We start from the raw sequence: 21,159 nt of genomic DNA, 5'->3' as shown, positions 1-21,159 counted from the left end.
GGATCGACAACAAAGGATCCGACAATGCAATTCGTCCCTCTCGACCCCACTTTCGTCGCTCATATCCGTGCGGGCGGCCCCGACGCCAATGGCCAACCGGCCGACCGCGCAATCAGCGATGGCACCGGGGTCCCGTGCCGGTCCTGCCTGCGTGACGTGCCCGCCGATGATCCCTATCTGATCTGCGCCGCGCGGCCCTTCGCGACGCTTCAGCCCTATGCCGAAACGGGCCCGATCTTCCTGTGCGAGGCGGCCTGTGTGCCCTGGGCGGACGCGGGGCTTCCGCCGATCCTGACGACATCGCCGGACTATCTGATCAAGGGATACACCGCCGACGACCGTATACGCTACGGCACGGGGGCCGTCGTAGCGTCAGCCGATCTGATGGAGGAGGTTGGGACCAGACTGGCCGATCCGGCGCTGGCCTATGTCGATGTCCGTTCGGCCCGAAACAATTGCTTCCTGACGCGGGCGTGGCGCGACGTCGAAACGGCGCGTGATATCCGATAACAGCGGGACGCATTGGAACTGCGGGGTCGGCTTGGCGTTTCGTTCGGAACATCACGCCCACCAACAGGAGGCTTTCATGCCCCGCCGCCCCCAGTCTTCCAAGCGCAACCGCGCCATCGCCCTTGCCGCCAGCGTTTCCATGCTGGTTCCCGGCCTGACCCTTCCAGTCATGGCGCAGACGTCCGAGGAGATCCTGGCCCAATGCACCGCCGAATTCGGGGCGGACGTCGACGGGTTGTCCAACTGCGTCGCCGAGCGCGCGACCGATGCCGCCACGCCGGACGCGGCTGCCGAAGAGCCGACTGAAGAAGCTACAAACGCCGATTCCGATGCTGCGAACGCCGACGCCGAAGCGGCGGCCCAGGCCGAAGCCGACGCAGCGGCACAAGCTGCCGCGGAAGCCGAAGCCGCGGCTGCGGAACAGGCAGCCGCCGATGCCGAAGCTGCGGCCCAGGCAGAGGCAGACGCCGCAGCGCAGGCGGCAGCGGACGCCGAGGCCGCGGAACAAGCCGCAGCGGATGCCGAAGCGGCAGCTGCGGAACAGGCCGCCGCAGACGCGGAAGCCGCCGCACAGGCAGAAGCGGAGGCCGAAGCGCAAGCGGCAGCCGAAGCCGAAGCTGCCGAGCAAGCCGCAGCGGACGCCGAGGCGGCGGCAGACGCGGAAGCCGAAGCAGCCGAACAGGCCGCAGCCGAAGCGGCGGCGGAAACGGAAGCTGCCGAAGCCGAACAGGAAGCTGAGACTGAAACCGAGACCGAGGTGGAAACCGAAGCGGAGGCTGAGGTAGAGACCGAAGAGGTTGAGACCGAGACAGATACGGCCGCCGACGCGGAAGCCGAAGTCGAAGCGCCCGAAGGCGACATCATTGAAACCCTGGCGGCCGAAAGCGAAGACGCGACGCAAGCGCCCGAGGTCGAGGAGACCGCCGAGGCCGAAGCCCCCGCTGCCGATGAAACCCCGTTGGTCGAAACGCAGACCGAAAGCGCCATCGCCGACGAGGTTGCCACCCGCCCCGAGCCGGAACTGTCCGAGGAAGAGCAGACCGCCGTCAGTCAGGCCGAAGCCGCCCTGGGCGCGCTTTTGGGTGGCGGCGGAGCGTCGGATGCCGTGTCCGCCGCTGTGGCCGCCGGTGACGACGCGTCCGAGGATGCGCAGGTCGAGGAATCGGTCGTCGCGGCCGAAGACGTCCGCACCTCGGACGAAGATTTCGAGACGCGCGCCGTCGTGACCGAGCGGGAGGACCGCTTTGACCGCAACGACAAGATCCTGCTGGGGGCCTTGGGCGCGCTGGCCGTCGGGGCCGTTCTGGTGAACCAGAACAACCGGTCCCGCGTCGTGTCGAACTCGGGTGACCGCGTGGTCGTCCAGCAGGATGACGGCAGTCTGCGCGTCCTCAAGGACGACGGCGTGCTGATGCGTCAGGCCGGATCGAACGTCCGCACCGAGCGGTTCGACGACGGATCCACCCGCCAGACCGTTTTGCGGGAGGATGGAAGCCGCGTCGTGACGATCCGCGATGCATCGCTGCGGGTCCTGCGGCGTGAATTGATCGCCGAAGACGGCACCCGCTATCTGTTGATCGACGATACGGCCGAAGTGGAGCCCGTCGACGTCGCCACCTTGCCCGAGCCTGTGGTGTCAACACGCGCCGCGGATCGGGATGATCCCCTGGCCGCAGCGCTGCGCCAGCAGGAGCAGCTGGACCGTCGGTTCAGCCTGGCACAGGTCCGCAACATCGCGGAGGTCCGCGCATTGGCCCCGGCGTTCGACGTCAGCACCGTGACATTCGCGTCCGGGTCGGCGGCCATCGCGCCCGAACAGGCCCAGAACCTGCGCGGACTAGCTAATGAAGTGCTGGCATCGATCCGCGCCAACCCGCGTGAGGTTTTCCTGGTCGAAGGTCATACCGACGCCGTCGGCGATGCGGCTTACAACCTGGCCCTGTCGGACCGGCGCGCCGAAAGCCTGGCCCTGGCGCTGAACGAATACTTCAACGTTCCGGTCGAAAACATGGTCGTCCAGGGTTACGGCGAATCGTTCCTGAAGGTGCAGACGCAGGAGGATGAGCGGGCCAACCGTCGCGCGACCGTCCGCCAGATCACCGGATTGTTGCAGACCGCCGCAGCCAACTGATCCCTGTCCATCGCCATGATCGGCCCGTCCCTTTCCGGGGGCGGGCCGTTGCGTTTAAGGTGCAATGAGATTTCAGTTCATTCCCGAAGAGATAACATCATGACTGGCTTGGATGACGCGCCCGCCGCCGCGCTGGCCTGGGCGAAGGCGGGCAAGGGTGCCGCGCTGGCGACGGTGATCGAAACCTGGGGCAGCGCGCCGCGCCCCCGGGGATCGCAGCTTGCCATATCGCAGGATGCGGAACTGGTCGGGTCGGTTTCGGGCGGTTGCGTCGAGGGGGCCGTGGTGGCCGAAGCGTTGGACGCGATGGGCGATCTGACGCACCGCGTTCTGGAGTATGGCGTGTCCGACGACGAAGCCTTTGCCGTCGGTCTAGCCTGCGGTGGCACGATCCGTATCTTGCTGGAGCCTGTTGGCGGCGGCCTGACGGTCGAAACGTTGACCGATCTGGTCAATCGGCGGGCTCGTCCCGAAGCGGTCGGCCAGGCGGTGAACGTCGCCAGTGGCACCACGCATCTGATCGCGGCGGACGACCTGCGCGACCGATTGAACGCCGATCGCAGCGGGTTCGAGCCTGACGGCGAAACCTTCGTGACGCTTCACGCGCCCCCCCTGCGGCTGGCGGTGGTGGGCGGCGTGCACATCGCGCAGGCGCTTGTCCCGATGGCGCGGATTGCGGGGTACGCGGTGACCGTTATCGACCCGCGGGAGGCCTTTGCCTCGTCCGATCGGTTTCCCGATACCACGCTGGTTCATGATTGGCCGGACGAGGCGATGGTGGCTTTTGCACCTGACGCGCGCACGGCCGTGGTGCTTTTGACCCACGATCCGAAGCTCGACGATCCGGCGCTGCGCGTGGCGTTGGGATCGGACGCCTTTTACGTCGGTGCATTGGGTTCGACCCGAACGCACGCGAAACGCCGCGACCGGCTGGCGGATCTGGGCCCGGCCCTCGACCGGATCGACGCGCCCATCGGTCTGGACATCGGATCGAAGACACCCGGAGAGATCGCAGTCGCAGTCCTGGCTGCGATGACGCAGGCGTTGCGGCGACCATGAAGTTTGGCCCCGTTTCGCTGACGGAGGCGTCGGGCGGCGTGCTGGCCCATTCCGTCGCCCTTCCGACGGGTCGGTTGCGAAAGGGTCAGGTGTTGGACGAAGAGACACTCGCCCGCCTGCGCGACGCGGGGATCACACGTGTCACGGTCGCGCGGCTGGCCGACGACGATCTGCCAGAAAACAAAGCCGCGACCTTGGTGGCGGAGGGTGTGACCGGTCCGGGCCTCGAAATCCGGCCCGCATTCACGGGGCGGGCGAACATCCACGCGACCGGGCCGGGCGTCGTGGCCGTCGATCGCCTGAAGGTCGACGGGGTCAATGGTATCACCGCCGATGTGACGCTTGCGACAGTGGCGGAATGGCAGCGCGTCGGGACGGGCGACATGGTCGGGACGGTCAAGATCATCCCCTATGCCACGGCGGCGGGCCATGTCGCGGACAGGCTGGCCCCGTTCGCGGGGGCCCTGCGTCTGATGCCGCCGGTGCTGGACCGCGCAGACCTGATCGTGACGCGGTTGCCGGGCGATGCGGACCCGAAATCGGCACCGATTCTGGATCGTCTTACCCGGCTTGGCGTCGAGGTGGGGGTGACGGAGGTGCCGCACGAGACCGCGGCCCTGACCCAAGCGCTGCGGGAGGCGATGGCCCCGCTGCGCCTGATCCTGACGGCTTCGGCCACGGCAGATGTCGCGGATGTCGGCCCGGCGGCGTTGCGGGCGGCGGGCGGGCGGTTGGAGCGGTTCGGTATGCCGGTCGATCCGGGCAACCTGCTGTTTCTGGGCGATCTGGACGGCGCGGCGGTGATCGGGCTGCCGGGGTGCGCGCGGTCCCCGGCGCTCAACGGGGCGGACTGGGTGCTGGAGCGGGTGATCTGCGGGGTCCCGGTCACGGGGGCCGATATCGCCGGGATGGGAGTCGGGGGTTTGCTGAAGGAAATTCCCACGCGGCCCCAGCCCCGTGAACGGCGCTAGGCCGCCGCCCCGAGGCCCTGCGGTAAAAATGCCCTGTTCCCAGATGCGGCGGCCTGTGCTTCACTGATTCTTGGAACAAGGGAGGACGACCAATGACAAAGGTCACGATGACGGTGAACGGCAAGACCCGCACCGCCGAAGCCGAGGGCCGCACGTTGCTGGCCGAATGGCTGCGCGAAGGCGTGCGGCTGACGGGTACGCACATCGGCTGCGACACGTCGCAATGCGGGGCCTGCGTGGTCCATGTGAACGGCGAGGCGGTGAAGGCCTGTTCCGTTCTGGCGCAGGAAATCGACGGCGCGGAGGTCACCACCGTCGAAGGTATGGCGAATGCCGACGGCAGCCTGGGCGTCATCCAGCAGGCATTTCAGGATTACCACGGCCTGCAATGCGGGTTCTGCACACCGGGCATGGTCATGTCGACCGCGGCCCTTCTGAAGGACAACCCCCAGCCGACCGAGGCCGAGGTGCGTCATTACCTGGAAGGCAACATCTGCCGCTGCACCGGGTATCACAACATCGTCAAGGCGGTGATGGCGGCGTCCGGCCAGCAGGTCGCACCCGTCGCGGCCGAATAGGCACCAGGAACAGGGGCGGGTGAATACCCATGACCCCTTGGGAGCGCGCGGAGGGGAGGCCGCGCGCTCCACCATACACCAGCGGGGCGAGGTCGAGGCCCCCCGCATCAAAGGGAGAAAGACACATGCCGAAGGACACTGGTATCGGGGCAAGCCCCAAACGGCGCGAAGACGTCCGCTTTCTGACCGGCAAGGGCCGGTACACCGATGACATCAACGTAGCGGGGCAGGCGCATGTCGTCTTCCTGCGATCGGACGTGGCCCATGGCACGATCAACGGGATCGACACCGCGGCCGCCGAAGCGATGGAAGGCGTCGTCGGCGTCTTTACCGCCATGGATTTCGATGGCGTGGGCGGCATTCCCTGCGGTTGGCAGATCACTGACCGCGAAGGCAACCCGATGCAGGAGCCCAAGCACCCGATCCTTGCCGAAGGCAAAGTGCGCCACGTGGGCGACCCGATCGCCGCCGTCGTCGCCGAAAGCGTGTCGATCGCCCGCGACGCCTGCGAGGCGATCGAAGTGGACATCACCTCGCTGCCCGCGGTCATGGATATGAAGAAGGCCGTACAGGCCGACGCGCCCAAGGTGCACGACGATCTGACGTCGAACCTGTGCTACGATTGGGGCTTCGTGGAGGACAACCGGCAGGCCGTGGACGACGCCATCAAATCGGCCGCTCATGTCACCACGCTGGAATTGGTGAACAACCGCCTGATCGCCAACCCGATGGAGCCGCGTGTGGCGGTGGGCGATTATGCGCGCCACGACGATTCCTCGACGCTGTATACGACATCGCAGAATCCGCACGTCATTCGCCTGTTGATGGGGGCCTTCGTTCTGGGCATCCCCGAGCATAAGCTGCGGGTCGTGGCCCCCGACGTGGGCGGCGGGTTCGGCACCAAAATCTTCCATTATGCGGAAGAGGCCTTCTGCACCTTCGCCGCCAAGCAACTGGAGCGCCCGGTCAAATGGACGGCATCCCGGTCGGAGGCGTTCATGTCCGACGCCCATGGCCGCGACCACGTCACCAAGATCGAATTGGCCCTGGACGCCGACAACAATTTCACAGCCGTCCGCACTGAAACCTATGCCAATATGGGAGCCTATCTGAGCACCTTTGCGCCGTCTGTGCCGACATGGCTGCACGGCACGCTGATGGCCGGCAACTACAAGACGCCGCTGGTTTATGTGAACGTGAAGGCCGTGTTCACCAACACCGTGCCGGTCGATGCCTATCGCGGGGCCGGCCGCCCCGAAGCGACGTTCCAGTTGGAGCGGGTCGTCGACAAGGCGGCACGCGAACTGGGCATCGACCCGGTCGAGCTGCGGCGACAGAACTTCATCCGGGAATTCCCCTATCAGACGCCGGTGGCCGTGGAATACGACACCGGCGACTATGACGCGACGATGGACAAACTGCTGGAGATGATCGACCGCGACGGCTTCGAGGCGCGCCGTAAGGAAAGCGAAAGCCGGGGCAAGCTGCGCGGGCTTGGCATCAACTGCTATATCGAGGCTTGCGGCATCGCACCGTCCAAGCTGGTGGGGCAGCTGGGCGCGCGCGCGGGCCTGTACGAATCCGCCACGGTCCGGGTGAATGCCACCGGCGGTCTGGTCGTGATGACAGGCTCGCACAGCCATGGACAGGGGCACGAGACGTCCTTCCCGCAGGTGATCGCCGACATGATCGGCATCAACGAGGATCAGATCGAGATCGTGCACGGCGACACCGCCAACGCGCCGATGGGCATGGGAACCTATGGCTCCCGCTCTCTGGCGGTCGGCGGATCGGCCATGTTCAGGGCCACGGAAAAGATCATCGCCAAGGCCAAGAAGATCGCCGCCCACATCATGGAAGCCTCGGACGAGGATATCGAGCTGAAGGACGGTAAGTTCACCGTCGCCGGCACCGATAAGGAGCTGGCCTGGGGCGACGTGACATTGGCGGCCTATGTCCCCCACAATTATCCGCTGGAGGACCTGGAGCCAGGGTTGGAGGAGACGGCATTCTACGATCCCAACAACTTCACCTATCCCGCCGGGGCCTATGCCTGCGAAGTGGAGGTCGACCCCGAGACGGGCTTCGTCGAGGTGCTGTCCTTTGCCGCCGCCGACGATTTCGGCAACGTCGTCAACCCGATGATCGTCGAAGGTCAGGTTCACGGCGGGCTGGCGCAGGGCATCGGCCAGGCCCTGTTCGAGAATTGCGCCTATGACGAGGATGGGCAGCTTCTGTCGGCCAGTTACATGGATTACACCATGCCGCGCGCCAAGGACCTGCCCATGTTTCAGGTGGATCATTCCTGTGCCACGCCCTGTACCCACAACCCACTGGGCGTGAAGGGCTGCGGCGAGGCGGGGGCCATCGGATCGCCACCCAGTATCGTCAACGGTGTTCTGGATGCGCTGGCGTCCGGCGGGCACGACGTGGGCCATATCGACATGCCGCTGACGCCCGCCAAGGTCTGGGCGGCGATGCAGGGCACGGGCGGCACTGGCGACGGGACGGCACATGCCCGATCCGTCGGCGGTCCGGCCAAGAACGTCTGAGGAGAGAGAGATGTATAATTTCGAGCTGGTGAAACCCACCACCCTGCAGGATGCCGTCGCGGCCCTGAAGGACGACGATGCGCAGGCCTTGGGCGGCGGCCAGACCCTGTTGCCGACAATGAAGGCACGGCTGGCGATGTCGGACAAATTCGTGGCACTTTCGGGCGTGGCGGAGATCAGGGGCATCTGCACCGACGATGACGGGCGCATCTGCATCGGCGGGGGCACCACCCACGCGGATGTCGCCAAGGGGGCCACCGATTATCCCGCACTGGCGTCGACAGCGGCCCGCATCGGTGACCCGGCCGTGCGCAATCGTGGCACCATCGGCGGCAGTCTGGCAAACAACGATCCATCGGCCTGCTATCCGGCGGCAGCGCTGGCGTCGAACGCCACCATCTGCACGCCCGACCGGGAGATCGCGGCCGACGCGTATTTCCAGGGCATGTTCGAAACGGCGCTGGAAGAAGGGGAGATCATCACGGAAGTGAAATTCCCGGTGCCCCAAAAGGCCGCCTATGAAAAGTTCATCCAGCCCGCGTCCCGCTTTCCGCTGGTGGCGGTCTTCGTGGCGAAATTCTCGGACGGGGTGCGTGTCGCCGTGACCGGGGCGTCGTCGGATGGCGTTTTCCGCTGGTCCGAAGCCGAGGCCGCGCTGTCCGACAATTTCTCCGCCGAGGCGATCCTGGGGCTGTCGGCACCGTCGTCCGACGGCATGATCTCCGACTTGCACGGGGATGCCACCTACCGCGCGCATCTGGTCAAGGTGATGACGGCGCGGGCGGTCAAGGCCGCGATCTGATAACCGCGACGAGTGCAAACGGATCGCGCCCCGGCGCGGTCCGGACCCTGGTTCCAGACCAAGGCTGGTGGCGATCTGGGTCGGGGTCGTACCGGGGTCACGTCTTCGGCTTGGTCAGCAAGCCACGCTCTTCAACACCCCCGCTAGGAATCGCGAACCGATAGGATCGGCCTGCCAGACGCTTTCGCGCTTTTCAGGCCATCGCGCATGGAGGGAGCTGACCGGACGAACGAAGGGTGAGCGGATCGGCCATGACCGCTCACGACCACGAAAAACCTCAGCAACAAGAGCTACTTGCCCGCCAATTTCCGAAAATGAAAAAGGGCACCCGAAGGTGCCCAGATCATCGTGTCATGTGGTTCAGGTCAGCGTTGCTGCGGGCCGATCATCATGACCATCTGGCGGCCTTCCATCTTGGGGAAGTTCTCCACCTTGCCGATTTCCTTGGTGTCCTCGGCAACCCGTTCCAACAGCTCGCGACCCAGGTTCTGGTGCGCCATTTCCCGGCCGCGAAACCGCAGCGTGACCTTCACCTTGTCTCCGTCTTCCAGGAAGCGGAACACATTACGCATCTTGACATCGTAATCGTTGGTGTCGGTGTTCGGGCGGAACTTGACCTCCTTGATTTCGATCGTCTTCTGACGCTTGCGGGCCTCGGCCTCTTTCTTCTGCGTCTCGTATTTGAACTTACCGAAATCCATGATCTTGCAGACGGGCGGCGCGGCATTCGGGCTGATCTCGACCAGGTCGAGGCCCGCATCCTCGGCCATTTGCATGGCACGGGCGGGCGTGACGACGCCGACGTTTTCGCCTTCCGCCCCGATCAGACGGATTTCGGTGGCGCGGATGCGGTCGTTGATGCGGGGTCCGGTGTCGCGCTGCGGGGGCGCGTTATGTGGTCTGCGGGCGATGGTGGTGGTCCTTTCGGGACATTTCGATCAGGTCGACAACTTAACGCTTGAACATGACGCGTTCAAGACTGGAACGGCGGTGCGGCGGCGATTTGGGGCCACACCGGGGGCCGCCATTGTTCTTGTCGCGGGGATGCTGCACTCAGACGCCCAGATGGAATCATGTTGAGGAGGTTCGCATGTCACGCAATCTTATCGTCGGTCTGGCTGTTCTGGTCGTCGCCGCCCTGGGCTGGGTCGTGTTCGACCGCATGGGCGACGCCCGCGAGGAAGCCGCCCGGATCGAAGCCGAAACGGCCGCAGCCGCAACCGCCGCCGAAGAGGAAGCCGCGCGCCTGGCCGCCGAAGCCGAAGCCGAAGCGGCCCGCGTCGCCGAGGAGGCCGAAGCCGAAGCCGCCCGCCTGGCCGAGGAAGCGGAAGCTGCCGAAGCCGCCGCCGAAGAAGAAGCCGCGCGTTTGGCCCAAGAAGCCGAGGCCGCCGCCGCTGTCGAGGAAGAAGCCGAAGCCGCCGCCGACAGCCTGACGGACACCGTCGACGATGGCACGGCCCCCGCGACCGACGGCACCAACGAGACGGGCACGGTCGAAGATACCGTTGACGACGCCGAGGCACCTGCCACGGACGGCACCAATGAGACCGGCACCGTGGAAGATGCGGTCGACGACGCCGAAGCCCCGGCGACGGAGCCGACGGTCGATGCGGACGACGCCCCCGAAAGCGTCGACGATGCTGCCGACGCCGCGACCGATGGCACCGAAGCGCCCGCCGCGACCGAACTGGATATCGCATCGCTGCTGACCGCCGAAGGCTTCGACGCGGATGCCGTGGGCGCCTACGTCGATCAGTCGGACATGAATGCGCTGGCCAAGACGGCGCTGAAGACATCCATCGAAGCGGCGAAGGACAATCCCGCGCTGGTCGAAGGTGTCATTGCACAGGTCAAGGCACGTCTCGGCGTGGAATGACCTGACCGGCCATGGAATGAAAGGGGGCCGCGCGAGTGATCGCGCGGCCCTTTTCTATGCGGGTTTGTCTGGTCAGGACGGCCGAAACGGAGTCGCGCGCCGCCCGGCGCGGTCAGCCGACGAAGGCCTTTTCCACCACGAAATGCTTGGGGTCGGAGTTCGCCCCTTCCTCCAGGCCGTAACCTTCGAGGATTTCCTTCAGGTCGGTGTTCAACCCCATGGAGCCGCAGATCATCGCGCGGTCGGTGTTGGGTGAAATGGCATCGACGCCCAGATCGCGCTGTACCTCGCCCGATTTCAGCAGGTCGGTGATGCGGCCCATCTTGGCCGAGGTTTCCCGCGTGGTGGTGGGATAATATGTCAGTTTGGCTAGGTTTTCCTCGCCCAGCAGTTCGCCCAGCATCTCGTCGGTGCGGATGCTGTCGATCAATTGCCGTCCATACTCCAACTCCGCCACGTCGCGGCAGGTATGGGTCATGATGATCTCGTCGTAAGCCTCGAACGTCTCGGGGTCGCGCAGCAGCGACGCGAAAGGTGCGAAGCCCGTGCCGGTCGCAAAGAGCCACAGCCGCTTGCCTGGCAGCAGCGCGTCGTGGACCAGCGTTCCGACGGGCTTGGGGCGCAGGATGATCTGATCGCCGGGCTGGATATGCTGCAACCGCGATGTCAGCGGCCCGTCCTGCACTTTGATGGAGTAGAATTCCAACTCCTCGTCCCAGGACGGGGAGGCGATGGAATAGGCGCGCAGCAACGGTTTGACCTTGCCCGTCTGGGGGTGTGGGTCGCCCATCAGTCCGATCATCACGAATTCGCCCGACCGAAAGCGCAAACTGGCCGGCCGCGTCACGCGAAACGAGAACAGCCGGTCGGTCCAATGCGTGACGGAGGTGACGGTCTGGGCGTCGGGCAGGATAGGGGTCGCGGGGGCGGTAGCGGTCATCTGGTTCATGTCTTCGATTGCGGAGCCTGTCCGCACCTCTAGGAAATCGGGGGGGAAGTTTCTAGGCGGACGCGGTGTCGCGCATCCGGCCCAATCTGCTTTGATAGTCGTGGGCCTGCCAATCGGCGCGGGCGAGCCATTGTGCCTCGGGTTGACGGGCGGCCAGGTCGTCGGAAATCTCGACCTCGTCGAAGCCGCTGCGCCGTGCCATCGCGTATTGATCGGCAATGACGTGCCCCTGGGCACGCAATCGCCCGGTGTACCCCGCCCGCCGCAATTCGCGCGCGATGGAAAACCCGCGGCCATCGGCAAAACTGGGGAAGGCGACGCGGATCACGCTCGCCTCGTCCAGACGCGCAAGTATGGGACCAAGGTCCGCGTCGGGCGCGATGTCCACCGCCATCGGCCCGTTCGCGGGCAGATCGTCGGAGGTCGCGAAGGTCGCATTCAGGGTGTCCGGGGCGAATCCGGCGTCGTTGACGATCGGCATGTCAGGCGTCCTTATTTTGGCCGGGGTACACGCGCCCGCCGGAAAAATGGATGCCGCATTCGGTTTTCACGCGACCGCGCCAGCGCCCGGCGCGTGGGTCTTCGCCGGGGGCGACCTTGGTGGTGCAGGGCGCGCAGCCGATCGACGCGAAGCCCTGCGCGACCAAGGGATGCCGGGGCAGATCATGCGCATCCATGTAATCGGCGATATCCTGCGGCGTCCAACCGGCCAGCGGGTTGATGCGCAGCTTGCCCGCGTCGACTTCCACGATCTGCATATCCGCGCGGTCGCCCGTCTGGTGGCGTTTGCGTCCCGTGATGACGCCATCGAAGGCAAGCAACGCCAGTTCCAGCGGCTTGGTCTTGCGGATCGCGCAGCAGGCGTCGGGATCGCGGTCGTGCAGGTCGCCGTCGGGGTCGTGCAGGAAGGTGTCGAGCGTGTCGGGCCGGATGATCCGCACGTCCCCAAGGCCAAGCATTTCCGCGACGCGTGTCTGATAGGTCAGCGTTTCGGGGAAAAGCATTCCCGTCTCCAGAAACAGGACCGGTGTGTCGGGCGCGACCTGCGCCAGCAGGTGCAGAAGGACGACCGATTCCGCCCCGAAAGACGACACCATCGCCAGATCGCCGACGGAAGCGTTGCGCAGGGCGGTGTCGAGTATGGTCGCGGCATCGGCGTGGGCCAGATCGGCGTTCAGCTGCGCGGCGCGGGCCGTCAGCAGGGCTGTGAGATCAAGCGGCATCTTGTTTCTCCTGTGGGTAAAGCGCGGCCTTGAACGGCGCGGCGCCCAAGCGGCGGAACGTATCGATGAAAGTTTCGTCCGCTGATTGGCGCACGTCGAGATAGGCGAAGATCAGGCGTTCGATGGCGGGCACGACCTGATCGTAGGCGAAGCCGGGACCGGCGCGTTCGCCGATTACTGTCGTCTGGGTGTGGTCGCCGCCCAGCGTGATCTGGTAGTTTTCCACCCCCGCACGATCCAGGCCCAGGATCCCGATGTGCCCGACGTGGTGGTGGCCGCAGGCGTTGATGCAACCCGAGATCTTGATCTTCAGGTGCCCGACTTCGTGCTCGATCTTCAATTCGTCGATGCGGGTGGCGATGCCTTGGGCGACCGGGATGCTCCGCGCCGTCGCCAGCGCGCAATAGTCCATGCCGGGGCAGGCGATGATGTCACTGGCCAGCCCGACGTTAGCGGTGCCCAGACCGGCTGATTTGAGCGCTGCGAACAATTCGGGCAGGGCGTCGCGGCGGACGTGGGGCAGGATCACGTTCTGCTCATGGCTGATCCGCAATTCGCCGTAAGCGTGGGCATCGGCCAGGTCGGCCATCAGATTCATCTGTGCGGTCGTGGCATCGCCGGGCGTCTCGCCGTGCTTCTTGATCGAGATGGTGACGATGGCGTGGTCGTCACGCCGGTGCGCCGTGACGTTGGTGTCCACGAAACTTTGCAGCACCGGGTCCAGGATCGGGGCGGGCGTGTTGGCGACGAAGTCGGGACGCGCGAATTGCGCTTCGATCCCGGCGAGCATCTGTCGGTCGACGCCGGAGAACAGCGGCTTGACCTCCGCGAAGCGCGCCTCGATCAGGTCGCGCATCGTGTCGATCCCGTTCTCGTGCACGGTGATCTTGATGCGCGCCTTGTACTTGTTGTCGCGCCGACCCAGCCGGTTGTAAACGCTGACGATCGCCTCGCAGTAGGGCAACAAATCGTCGAGCGGCAGAAACTCCCGAACCGTCTTGCCGATCATCGGGGTCCGGCCCAGGCCGCCGCCGATGATGACCTCCACACCCACCACGCCGTCCTGTTCCTTGAGCAGCAGGCCGATGTCGTGGGCGCGGGTCACGGCGCGATCATTCACCGATCCGGTCACGGCGATCTTGAACTTGCGCGGCAGGAACTGGAACTCCGGATGGTCGGTGGACCACTGGCGCAGCAGCTCGGCCACGGGGCGCGGGTCGGCCACCTCGTCGCCCGCCGCCCCGGCGAAATGGTCGGCGGTCACGTTGCGGATCGTGTTGCCGCTCGTCTGGATCGCGTGCAGGCCGACGTCAGAGAGCCGATCGAGCATGTCCGGAATGTCGGTCAGCTTGGGCCAGTTGTACTGAATGTTCTGACGGGTGGTGAAGTGGCCGTAGCCCTTGTCCCATCGCTCGGCCAGCTCGGCCAGAACGCGCATCTGGTCTGATGACAGCGTGCCATAGGGGATCGCCACGCGCAGCATGTAGGCGTGCAGTTGCAGATACACGCCGTTCATCAGGCGCAGCGGCTTGAACTCGTCCTCGGTGAGCGAGCCGTCGAGACGGCGTTCGACCTGCGCGCGGAACTGGGCGTTACGTTCGGCCAGGAAATCGCGGTCGAAATCGGAATAGTGATACATGGTCTAAACCTCGGATCCGGGGCGTTGACCATGGGCCTTGCCATGGTCGTAGTTGGTGGGGCCGGCGGCGCGAAAATCTTCGCGGAAGTGCGCGGGGGCGATGCCGCTGTCGGTGCGGATCACGTCGGCTAGGTAAACGCCCACCACAACGGCGGGATCGTCGGCCTCGACCAGACGCATCTGGGCATGGGCCTCGTCTTCCAGCACCTCGGCGTCGGCCAGATTTAGCGACCAGCGGTCGCTTTCGGTATAGTACACGACGTCACCGTCGCGCAGCAGATTGGCGGTCAGCACCTTGGGGGTGAAGGGGCGATTGCGGCTCATAGCGCGATCTCCTGCAGGGCAGTGCTGGCCGCACGGGGGGCGAGGCCGAAAAGGATGACGGCGGGGCCGGTCACGGACGTCAGCGTGTCGGGCAGGGTGGCCAGCGTCGCGGCATGGATGTTTTGATCCGCCCGACTTGCGTTTTCAATCACCGTGATCGGGGTCGCGGGCGCGGTGCCGTGCATCAACAGCCGACCCTGCATCCAGCGCGCGGCCCGCTTGCCCATATAAATCGCGGCGACCTCGCCGGGGCGGGCCAGCGCGGCCCAGTCTTGATCGGCGAAGCCCTTCATGTCGTGACCGGTCAGAAACCGGACCGATCCGTTGCGGTTCCGCTTGGTCAGGCTCTGCCCGATGGTGGCAACCGCGGCGGAGGCGGCGGTGATACCCGGAACGATGGCATAGCTGAGGCCCGCGGCCTCCAGCGCGGCGATCTCCTCGTCCAGCCGCCCGAATACGGTCGGATCGCCGGCCTTGAGCCGCACCACATGCGCGCCGTTCAACCCATGCTCCACGATCAGTGCGTCGATGTCCGCTTGTGCGGTCGAGGGGCCGAACCCCTCCTTGCCGACGTCGATGATCAGCGCCTCGCGGCGGGCGAGCTCCAGGATCTCGGGCGTGACCAGACGGTCGTGGATCACCACGTCAGCGCGGTCGAGCGCCTTGCGCGCCTTGAGCGTCAGCAGGTCTGGGTCGCCGGGACCGGCCCCGACCAGATCGACATGACCTTGACGCGCTTCGGCGTTCACATGTTTGTCAAGCAGAAGATCGAGCGATGCGCGGATCGCAGCCTCTCCGGCGTCGGCGGCGCGGGGGCCGGCGGTGTCGTAGTATTCGGCCCAGAACCGGCGGCGGACGGCGCCCATGGGCAGGATGTCGGCCGTTTTTCGGAACGTTTTCCCGATCCGCGCCAGAAGGCCGGTCTGTGCGGGCAGCCTGGCCTCCAGATCCGCCTTGATCTTGCGCGCCAGGACGGGGGCCGCGCCTTCGGTGCCGATGGCGATGACGACGGGATCGCGGTCGACGATGGCGGGGGTGATGAACTGCGACTTCTGCAGGTTGTCGACCAGGTTCACCAATGCCCCATCGGCGGCGGCCAGACGCAAGGTGCGGGCGTCCAACGCGTCATCCTCGTGCGCGCCATAGGCGATGACACAGCACAGCGCATCGCCGGGTTCCTGCGCGCGCGGGATCAGCGTCAGCCGGCCTTCCGCCGCCCATTGCGCGATCAGGGGGTCGGCATCTTCGGCGACGACGGTGATCCGCGCGGTCGTCTTGAGCAGCAGCCGCAGCTTGGCAATCGCCGCGTCACCGCCGCCGGCGACGAGGATTCGGCGGCCTTCTAGGGCGAGGAAGATGGGGAAGTGGTTCATGGCGCGGCTCCGGTTCCTGTCGTAGATATAGAACATCGTTCTGTATTTTGGACAGAGGAGCGGTGGTAACAGGGACGTTGCCGCGATAATACTTTCTCAAATAGAAAGGTGTTCCGAATGACTGCCCAGACCCGAAAGCCTGCCCGATTGGACGAGTTGGACCGGAACATCCTTCGCGCATTGCAGGCGGATGCCGGGCAATCGCTGGATGAAATCGCACGTCAGGTGGGGTCGTCGAAGACGCCGGTCTGGAATCGCATTCGCAAGATGCGGGAGGCCGGGGTGATGGGGCCGTCGACCGTGGTGGTCGACCCGCAGGCCATTGGTCTGGATGCCTGTTTCTTCGTTCTGATCCGCACGTCCGAGCACGAGGCGGAGTGGCAGCGGACCTTCCTGGCCGCCCTGCGCGCCCGGCCGGAAGTGCAGGAGGCGCACCGGCTGGCGGGTGAAATCGACTATATCCTGAAGGTGCGGGTCGCGGATGCGCGGGCCTATGACGTGTTCTATCAGGCGCTGATTTCAGAGGTGCGGGTGTTCAACGTGACCGCGCTTTTGTCGATGGAGGAGATCAAGACGGGCACCGCGCTGCCGGTCTGACCCGGGGGCAGAGCGCGCGGGAAATCTTCCCTATCTTTGTCGGTTCGGCAGGGTCCAATCCATGGGTGATCTACGGGTGATCTACGTCGGATATACGTCACCCGTATCGGATCGCACCGAAAGGGTCGGAGCAGAGCGGAATGGTGCGCTGCTGTTTTTCCGAGTGATTGAGAGCGCAGCTTGCAGTGCGAAGATGCGGTCGCGGCGGTCAGTGAATTTCGAAGATTGATACAGGCGGCAACCGGATCGCCCCACGTACGGTCCTATCGAGCCGGGACGGGAGCGCCTCGTCCAGCAGACGGTCGAGGAACGATATTAGGCCACCCCTGAGCTGATCGGCGCTTGTCAGCGGATGGGACGCCCGTGGTCAGCGTCCCCTTGCCGAAAAAACGGGGCGCGGTATCGCGGCCTGCGAAGTCTTTGCTACGCTTTTGTGACCCAGGCCGCGTGAGGACCGTCGCTCATGATCACATTGTCATTTTCCGGAGACTTCCCTGCGGCCCGGCGCGCGGTCTTCGAGCGGGCCGCCGTCAGGTGGGACGAGATCATAACCACGCAATTCGACCCCATCACATACGAAGGTGTGACCATCACCGGGATGCGGATCGATGCCTCGGTCGTGGACATAGACGGGGCCGAAGGCGTCCTGGGGCGCGCGGGGCCGACCGTCTTGCGAGCAGGATCTGAATTGCCGTTGATCGGGGTCATGGAATTCGACCGGGCGGATGTGGTCGATCTTGAAGGCGCCGGCAGTTTCGAAGACGTGATCCTGCACGAAATGGCCCATGTTCTTGGCTTTGGAACGCTGTGGTCGCGCAGGAACCTGATCGCGGGTGCGGGGTCGATCGACCCACGTTTCATCGGGCCGGCGGCGTCGCGGGAATTCGCGCTTCTTGATGCGGACGGCGGTTCGGCCGTGCCGGTGGCCAACACCGGCGGAGCAGGGACACGGGACGGGCATTGGCGGGAGCTGATCTTCGGGGACGAATTGCTGACCGGCTTTCTGTCGGGAACCGGCCGACCGTTGAGCCGGATGTCGATCGCGTCCTTCGAGGATCTGGGGTATGCCGTCGATTATGGCCGTGCGGACGATTTCGTCTTGCCCGGTTTCCGGGACCTAGCCTTGAAGGGCGTCCCCGAAGCCGTGCGCAGCGGTATCCTGTGCCGGATGGAGCGACCCGAACCGATCGTCCTTCGCCAAGACGAGAGTTAGGCGGCGCACCGGCCACGAGGGCGCGGCATCGGTCCCGCCGGCAAGCCGGACATCGACCGATTGGGCCGGGTGTGTTGCGTCACGTTACCCCGAGGTCGCGCGGCACCACGAAGTCGAGGAGGCGGCCCGGCCGGTCGTCCGTCAGGTCGACCACCAGACAGGCTCCGGTGGGGTAGTGGGCGAATTCGGTATGGACGGGCGGGGTGGCGACGGCCTGCGTTGCCGCCTCGGCGATGCCGGGGTTGTGGGCGACGATGAGGACGCAGGCGGCGGTCTGCGCGCGGGCGAGGGCCAGGATGGTGTCGGCGTCGGCCAGGTAAAGGTCTGCGCGGTGGTCCACGGTCGTGTCGGGCAGGTCCAGGGCGGCGAACGTCTCGCGCGTGCGCACGGCATCGGAGCAGAGCACGAGGTCGGGCAGATAGCCACGCGAGGTCAGCCATTTGCCGACCTCGGCCGCGGCGGCGCGGCCCCGGTCGTTGAGCGGGCGATCCCGATCCTGCTGCGCGGGATCGGTCCAGTCGGATTTCGTGTGCCGCAACAGGATGAGTTTCATCGGTCGGTCCCTCTCTCGGTGGTGTGGAAGCTGGCCATGTGGTGGGCCGATTGGGCGTCGGGGCGCGGTTGCGACACGGGGCAGGCGCGGCGCACGGCGCAGCCCCGGTCCATGCAGGTGTTGCGCGGATCGTCGAGCCATCCGTGGCAGACCGGCAAGTCGTAGCCGTCGGGCCCCAGGGCATCGACCGGGCAGGCGGTCAGGCAGGGGGCCGTGCAGGTGTCGCAGGGTTTGGGCGGCGCGGCGGGCAAGGCGATTTCATGGTCGAACAGCAGCGCGCCCCGAAAGCTGACCATCAGGCCCTGCGTGTCGTGGACCAACATGCCCACGGGCGAGATGTGGCAGCGCCCGGTGTTCATCGCCCAAGTCAAAAACGGTTGCAGGGGCTGTCCAAAGGGGAACCGCGCCTGCGCGCCCAGATCGTCGGCCAGGGCGGTGACGACGCGGGTGGACCAGGTGTCGACGGGGTTGGGCAGGTCCCTTTCGGGCGCGGCTTGCAACGCGGGCCAGAACCGGTCGGGGTCGGGGCCGAGCAGGACCGTGGTGCGGCCATCTTCGGTGAAGCCGCCCAGCACGGTCAGCGCCTGCCGGGCCGCACGATCGACAAGCGTGTCGTGGGTCGTCATCCGCCCGTATGGCTCATGTGGCGCGACATCTGGCCGGCGACGTCCTGGCGCGAATAATCGAAGTCGTGGCCCTTGGGCTTGCGGGCGATTGCGGCGCGGATCGCATCCTCCAGCCCGGCATCGGCTTCGGAGGCGCGCAGCGGGGCGCGCAGGTCGGCCATGTCTTCCTGGCCCAGGCACATGAACAATTCCCCGGTGCAGGTGACGCGGACGCGGTTGCACGATTCGCAGAAATTATGGGTCAGCGGCGTGATGAAGCCGATGCGCTGGCCGGTTTCCGCGACTTCGAAATACCGGGCGGGGCCGCCGGTCTTGTAGGCCAGTTCCGTCAGGGTGAACCGTTCGGCCAGGGACGCGCGCAGATCCCGCAGCGGCCAGTATTGGTCCAGGCGCTGCACTTCGCCCATGTCGCCCATGGGCATGACCTCGATGAAGGTCAGGTCCAGGTCTTCGCGCGCGGCCCAGGCCAGCAGATCGAAGAGTTCGACGTCGTTGAAATTCTTGAGCGCGACGGCGTTGATCTTGACGCGCATGCCGACCGATTGCGCGGCGCGGATGCCCGCCAGCACCTTGTCGAGGCTGCCCCAGCGGGTGATTTCCTTGAATTTGACCGGGTCCAGCGTGTCGAGCGAGACGTTGATCCGCCGCACGCCCGCATCCCAAAGCGGCTGGGCAAAGCGTTCCAGCTGACTTCCGTTGGTGGTGAGGGTGAGTTCGTCCAGGCCGTCGCCGAGGTGGCGTGACATGCTGTCGAAGAAGGTCAGGATACCCTTGCGGACCAATGGCTCGCCCCCGGTGATGCGCAGTTTGCGCACGCCCATCCGCACGAAGGCGGAGCACATGCGGTCCAACTCCTCCAGCGTGAGCAAGTCGCGCTTGGGCAGGAAGGTCATGTGTTCGGACATGCAGTAGGTGCAGCGGAAGTCGCAGCGGTCCGTTACCGAGACCCGCAGGTAGTCGATCGTGCGGGCGAAGGGGTCGATCAGGGGGGCTGTCATATCCAAAGGCTACGCGCCGGGCCGCGCAGTCACAAGTGGCAGACGGTGCGGGGCTGACACCACCCGCATGTCCGCTAGAGTGAACCGACTCGTGCCTGGAGAGCCTTCATGAACCGCTTCGTTTTTATCCTCCCGCTTCTTGCGATGGGCTGTGCTGACATACCGCTGCTGAATCGCGTGGGCGGTGGATCGGGCGACCCCGCGCCGACCGTCGATCCGGCGGTGCCGACCCCCGTGCCGACGGGTGCCACGGTGACAAGCCCGCTGGCGGGGCCGGCCACGCGGCCCGAAGCGCTGGACACCGTGTCGGAGGCCGAAAAGGCCCAGGCGCGCGACGTTGCCGCATCGGCCCCCGCCGGGGGCGAGTTGGGCACCGTGACCGTCGCGCTGGGCAGTCCGGCGGAAACGGGGCTTTGGGTCAAATCGGCTTTGGTCACACAGGACACGCCCGGGACCGTGCGCACATCGGACGGCGACGCGATCGCCGTCACCCTGCGCCCGCTGGGCGGCGCGGGTGGACCTCAGATTTCGCTGTCGGCGTTGCAGGCGTTGGGCCTGCCGCTGGTCGGCCTGTTCCCGGTGACGCTGGCGACGACCGGATAGGGCGTTGACGCGCCGCATGATCCCCGCGCTGGCCCCCTGGGCCGAGATGCGCGCGGGGTTCCGGTGGGACATTCCCGCGACGTTCAACATCGCGCAAGGCTGCTGCGACAGCTGGGCCGAGGCGGAGCCGGACCGCACGGCGATCATTGACCTGTCTGACGGGCGGCGCGTCTGGACCTTTGGTCAGCTGAAGGCGGCGTCGGACGGGTTGGCGGCCCTGCTTGCCCTGCGTGGCGTGAGGCGCGGCGACCGGGTCGCGATCCTTCTGCCGCAGCGGGCGGAGGTGATGGTCGCACATTTCGCGGCGATGAAGCTGGGCGCGGTGTCGTTGCCGCTCTTCTCTCTCTTTGGACCCGAGGCGCTGGAGTACCGTTTGCGCGATTCCGGGGCGAAGGCGGTGATGACGGACGGTGCCGGTTTGACGCGGCTTGCCGACCTGCATCTGCCGGATATGGCGGCGATGATCGACGTGGACGATTGGAACGCCGTCGCGCCGGTCCCCGCGCCGGTCCAGACGCGGGCCGAAGATCCGGCGATGATGATCTATACCTCGGGCACGACCGGAACACCCAAGGGTGTGCT

General features: G+C 66.0%; 22 protein-coding genes. 12 read left to right on the top strand and 10 right to left on the bottom strand.

Features of this window, described 5'->3' with window-relative positions; translation table 11 throughout:
- The first annotated feature begins 24 nt into the window (after positions 1 to 24).
- From JDO7802_RS15840 to JDO7802_RS15810, 7 genes are all read left to right on the top strand, one after another.
- Positions 25 to 510: a DUF1203 domain-containing protein gene (locus JDO7802_RS15840; RefSeq protein ID WP_055086898.1), complete on the top strand. Its 486-nt coding sequence runs from the start codon at positions 25 to 27 to the stop codon at positions 508 to 510.
- 76 nt (positions 511 to 586) lie between these two features.
- On the top strand, positions 587 to 2,641 hold the full coding sequence (locus JDO7802_RS15835) for an OmpA family protein (protein ID WP_055086897.1): 2,055 nt from the start codon (positions 587 to 589) through the stop codon (positions 2,639 to 2,641).
- Between the two features lie 99 nt (positions 2,642 to 2,740).
- Positions 2,741 to 3,700 carry an XdhC family protein gene (locus JDO7802_RS15830; RefSeq protein WP_055086896.1) on the top strand — a complete coding sequence of 320 codons (960 nt, stop codon included), beginning with the start codon at positions 2,741 to 2,743 and terminating at the stop codon, positions 3,698 to 3,700.
- Positions 3,697 to 4,671: a molybdopterin-binding protein gene (locus JDO7802_RS15825; protein WP_055086895.1), complete on the top strand. Its 975-nt coding sequence runs from the start codon at positions 3,697 to 3,699 to the stop codon at positions 4,669 to 4,671. The genes JDO7802_RS15830 and JDO7802_RS15825 overlap by 4 nt, the downstream gene beginning before the upstream one ends.
- A gap of 92 nt (positions 4,672 to 4,763) precedes the next feature.
- Positions 4,764 to 5,249 carry a (2Fe-2S)-binding protein gene (locus JDO7802_RS15820; RefSeq protein WP_055086894.1) on the top strand — a complete coding sequence of 162 codons (486 nt, stop codon included), beginning with the start codon at positions 4,764 to 4,766 and terminating at the stop codon, positions 5,247 to 5,249.
- 125 nt (positions 5,250 to 5,374) lie between these two features.
- On the top strand, positions 5,375 to 7,801 hold the full coding sequence (locus JDO7802_RS15815; protein WP_055086893.1) for a xanthine dehydrogenase family protein molybdopterin-binding subunit: 2,427 nt from the start codon (positions 5,375 to 5,377) through the stop codon (positions 7,799 to 7,801).
- A gap of 10 nt (positions 7,802 to 7,811) precedes the next feature.
- Complete coding sequence (locus tag JDO7802_RS15810; protein ID WP_055086892.1) at positions 7,812 to 8,603, top strand: FAD binding domain-containing protein; 792 nt, start codon at positions 7,812 to 7,814, stop codon at positions 8,601 to 8,603.
- A 365-nt stretch (positions 8,604 to 8,968) separates the two neighbouring features.
- On the opposite strand, the gene infC is transcribed toward JDO7802_RS15810, so the two are convergent.
- Positions 8,969 to 9,463, bottom strand: a complete 495-nt coding sequence (gene infC, locus JDO7802_RS15805) for a translation initiation factor IF-3 (RefSeq protein WP_438501651.1) — start codon at positions 9,461 to 9,463, stop codon at positions 8,969 to 8,971.
- Positions 9,464 to 9,693: 230 nt separating this feature from the next.
- On the opposite strand from infC, the gene JDO7802_RS15800 reads away from it, so the two are divergent.
- A complete protein-coding gene (locus JDO7802_RS15800) occupies positions 9,694 to 10,479 on the top strand; it encodes a hypothetical protein (protein ID WP_055086890.1) in 786 nt (261 codons plus the stop codon).
- Between the two features lie 112 nt (positions 10,480 to 10,591).
- Here the strand turns inward: JDO7802_RS15800 and JDO7802_RS15795 are convergent, their stop codons facing one another.
- The 6 genes from JDO7802_RS15795 to cysG are packed head-to-tail and all read right to left on the bottom strand — an operon-like array spanning position 10,592 to position 15,987.
- Positions 10,592 to 11,428 carry a ferredoxin--NADP reductase gene (locus tag JDO7802_RS15795; protein WP_055086889.1) on the bottom strand — a complete coding sequence of 279 codons (837 nt, stop codon included), beginning with the start codon at positions 11,426 to 11,428 and terminating at the stop codon, positions 10,592 to 10,594.
- Positions 11,429 to 11,480: 52 nt separating this feature from the next.
- On the bottom strand, positions 11,481 to 11,909 hold the full coding sequence (locus JDO7802_RS15790; protein WP_055086888.1) for a DUF934 domain-containing protein: 429 nt from the start codon (positions 11,907 to 11,909) through the stop codon (positions 11,481 to 11,483).
- Position 11,910: 1 nt separating this feature from the next.
- Positions 11,911 to 12,651, bottom strand: coding sequence for a phosphoadenylyl-sulfate reductase (locus JDO7802_RS15785; RefSeq protein ID WP_055086887.1), 741 nt, complete (start codon positions 12,649 to 12,651; stop codon positions 11,911 to 11,913).
- A complete protein-coding gene (locus JDO7802_RS15780) occupies positions 12,641 to 14,290 on the bottom strand; it encodes a nitrite/sulfite reductase (RefSeq protein ID WP_055086886.1) in 1,650 nt (549 codons plus the stop codon). Before JDO7802_RS15780 ends, JDO7802_RS15785 begins: the two co-directional genes overlap by 11 nt.
- Positions 14,291 to 14,293: 3 nt before the next feature.
- A complete protein-coding gene (locus tag JDO7802_RS15775) occupies positions 14,294 to 14,614 on the bottom strand; it encodes a DUF2849 domain-containing protein (RefSeq protein ID WP_055086885.1) in 321 nt (106 codons plus the stop codon).
- The gene (gene cysG / locus JDO7802_RS15770) at positions 14,611 to 15,987 is read right to left on the bottom strand and encodes a siroheme synthase CysG (protein WP_055087291.1); all 1,377 of its coding nucleotides are present in this window, start codon (positions 15,985 to 15,987) and stop codon (positions 14,611 to 14,613) included. The genes JDO7802_RS15775 and cysG overlap by 4 nt, the downstream gene beginning before the upstream one ends.
- Before the next feature lie 117 nt (positions 15,988 to 16,104).
- Here cysG and JDO7802_RS15765 point away from each other — a divergent pair, with 117 nt between their 5' ends.
- Together JDO7802_RS15765 and JDO7802_RS15760 are read left to right on the top strand one after the other, a co-directional pair.
- Complete coding sequence (locus JDO7802_RS15765; protein ID WP_055086884.1) at positions 16,105 to 16,584, top strand: Lrp/AsnC family transcriptional regulator; 480 nt, start codon at positions 16,105 to 16,107, stop codon at positions 16,582 to 16,584.
- A gap of 463 nt (positions 16,585 to 17,047) precedes the next feature.
- Positions 17,048 to 17,797 (top strand): leishmanolysin-related zinc metalloendopeptidase, encoded by a 750-nt coding sequence (locus tag JDO7802_RS15760; RefSeq protein WP_055086883.1) that lies wholly within the window; start codon positions 17,048 to 17,050, stop codon positions 17,795 to 17,797.
- A 79-nt stretch (positions 17,798 to 17,876) separates the two neighbouring features.
- On the opposite strand, the gene JDO7802_RS15755 is transcribed toward JDO7802_RS15760, so the two are convergent.
- Genes JDO7802_RS15755 through moaA form a run of 3 tightly spaced genes read right to left on the bottom strand, consistent with a single transcriptional unit; the run spans position 17,877 to position 19,974 of the window.
- Positions 17,877 to 18,350, bottom strand: a complete 474-nt coding sequence (locus JDO7802_RS15755) for a SixA phosphatase family protein (protein WP_055086882.1) — start codon at positions 18,348 to 18,350, stop codon at positions 17,877 to 17,879.
- Positions 18,347 to 18,976, bottom strand: coding sequence for a hypothetical protein (locus JDO7802_RS15750; protein WP_055086881.1), 630 nt, complete (start codon positions 18,974 to 18,976; stop codon positions 18,347 to 18,349). Before JDO7802_RS15750 ends, JDO7802_RS15755 begins: the two co-directional genes overlap by 4 nt.
- Complete coding sequence (gene moaA / locus JDO7802_RS15745) at positions 18,973 to 19,974, bottom strand: GTP 3',8-cyclase MoaA (RefSeq protein WP_055086880.1); 1,002 nt, start codon at positions 19,972 to 19,974, stop codon at positions 18,973 to 18,975. Before moaA ends, JDO7802_RS15750 begins: the two co-directional genes overlap by 4 nt.
- A gap of 108 nt (positions 19,975 to 20,082) precedes the next feature.
- On the opposite strand from moaA, the gene JDO7802_RS15740 reads away from it, so the two are divergent.
- Both JDO7802_RS15740 and JDO7802_RS18610 read left to right on the top strand, forming a co-directional pair.
- Positions 20,083 to 20,577, top strand: a complete 495-nt coding sequence (locus JDO7802_RS15740; protein WP_055086879.1) for a hypothetical protein — start codon at positions 20,083 to 20,085, stop codon at positions 20,575 to 20,577.
- A 4-nt stretch (positions 20,578 to 20,581) separates the two neighbouring features.
- The coding region (locus JDO7802_RS18610) for an AMP-binding protein (RefSeq protein ID WP_245624207.1) at positions 20,582 to 21,159 on the top strand (578 nt) is incomplete at its 3' end.

The organism is Jannaschia donghaensis, assembly GCF_001403795.1.
In the GTDB taxonomy this organism is placed as follows: domain Bacteria; phylum Pseudomonadota; class Alphaproteobacteria; order Rhodobacterales; family Rhodobacteraceae; genus Jannaschia; species Jannaschia donghaensis.
This window is presented reverse-complemented; position numbering and strand designations above follow the sequence as displayed.

Bases quoted from the DNA above. Each gene is read 5' to 3' on its own strand.
- JDO7802_RS15835 (WP_055086897.1), top strand. From the start codon at position 587: ATGCCCCGCCGCCCCCAGTCTTCCAAGCGCAACCGCGCCATCGCCCTT.
- JDO7802_RS15790 (WP_055086888.1), bottom strand. From the start codon at position 11,909: ATGCCGATCGTCAACGACGCCGGATTCGCCCCGGACACCCTGAATGCG.
- JDO7802_RS15755 (WP_055086882.1), bottom strand. From the start codon at position 18,350: ATGAAACTCATCCTGTTGCGGCACACGAAATCCGACTGGACCGATCCC.
- JDO7802_RS15795 (WP_055086889.1), bottom strand. From the start codon at position 11,428: ATGAACCAGATGACCGCTACCGCCCCCGCGACCCCTATCCTGCCCGAC.
- JDO7802_RS15830 (WP_055086896.1), top strand. From the start codon at position 2,741: ATGACTGGCTTGGATGACGCGCCCGCCGCCGCGCTGGCCTGGGCGAAG.
- JDO7802_RS15760 (WP_055086883.1), top strand. From the start codon at position 17,048: ATGATCACATTGTCATTTTCCGGAGACTTCCCTGCGGCCCGGCGCGCG.
- JDO7802_RS15750 (WP_055086881.1), bottom strand. From the start codon at position 18,976: ATGACGACCCACGACACGCTTGTCGATCGTGCGGCCCGGCAGGCGCTG.
- JDO7802_RS15785 (WP_055086887.1), bottom strand. From the start codon at position 12,651: ATGCCGCTTGATCTCACAGCCCTGCTGACGGCCCGCGCCGCGCAGCTG.
- JDO7802_RS15815 (WP_055086893.1), top strand. From the start codon at position 5,375: ATGCCGAAGGACACTGGTATCGGGGCAAGCCCCAAACGGCGCGAAGAC.
- JDO7802_RS15800 (WP_055086890.1), top strand. From the start codon at position 9,694: ATGTCACGCAATCTTATCGTCGGTCTGGCTGTTCTGGTCGTCGCCGCC.
- moaA (WP_055086880.1), bottom strand. From the start codon at position 19,974: ATGACAGCCCCCCTGATCGACCCCTTCGCCCGCACGATCGACTACCTG.
- JDO7802_RS15765 (WP_055086884.1), top strand. From the start codon at position 16,105: ATGACTGCCCAGACCCGAAAGCCTGCCCGATTGGACGAGTTGGACCGG.
- cysG (WP_055087291.1), bottom strand. From the start codon at position 15,987: ATGAACCACTTCCCCATCTTCCTCGCCCTAGAAGGCCGCCGAATCCTC.
- JDO7802_RS15840 (WP_055086898.1), top strand. From the start codon at position 25: ATGCAATTCGTCCCTCTCGACCCCACTTTCGTCGCTCATATCCGTGCG.
- JDO7802_RS15820 (WP_055086894.1), top strand. From the start codon at position 4,764: ATGACAAAGGTCACGATGACGGTGAACGGCAAGACCCGCACCGCCGAA.
- JDO7802_RS15740 (WP_055086879.1), top strand. From the start codon at position 20,083: ATGAACCGCTTCGTTTTTATCCTCCCGCTTCTTGCGATGGGCTGTGCT.
- JDO7802_RS15780 (WP_055086886.1), bottom strand. From the start codon at position 14,290: ATGTATCACTATTCCGATTTCGACCGCGATTTCCTGGCCGAACGTAAC.
- JDO7802_RS15775 (WP_055086885.1), bottom strand. From the start codon at position 14,614: ATGAGCCGCAATCGCCCCTTCACCCCCAAGGTGCTGACCGCCAATCTG.
- JDO7802_RS15825 (WP_055086895.1), top strand. From the start codon at position 3,697: ATGAAGTTTGGCCCCGTTTCGCTGACGGAGGCGTCGGGCGGCGTGCTG.
- JDO7802_RS15810 (WP_055086892.1), top strand. From the start codon at position 7,812: ATGTATAATTTCGAGCTGGTGAAACCCACCACCCTGCAGGATGCCGTC.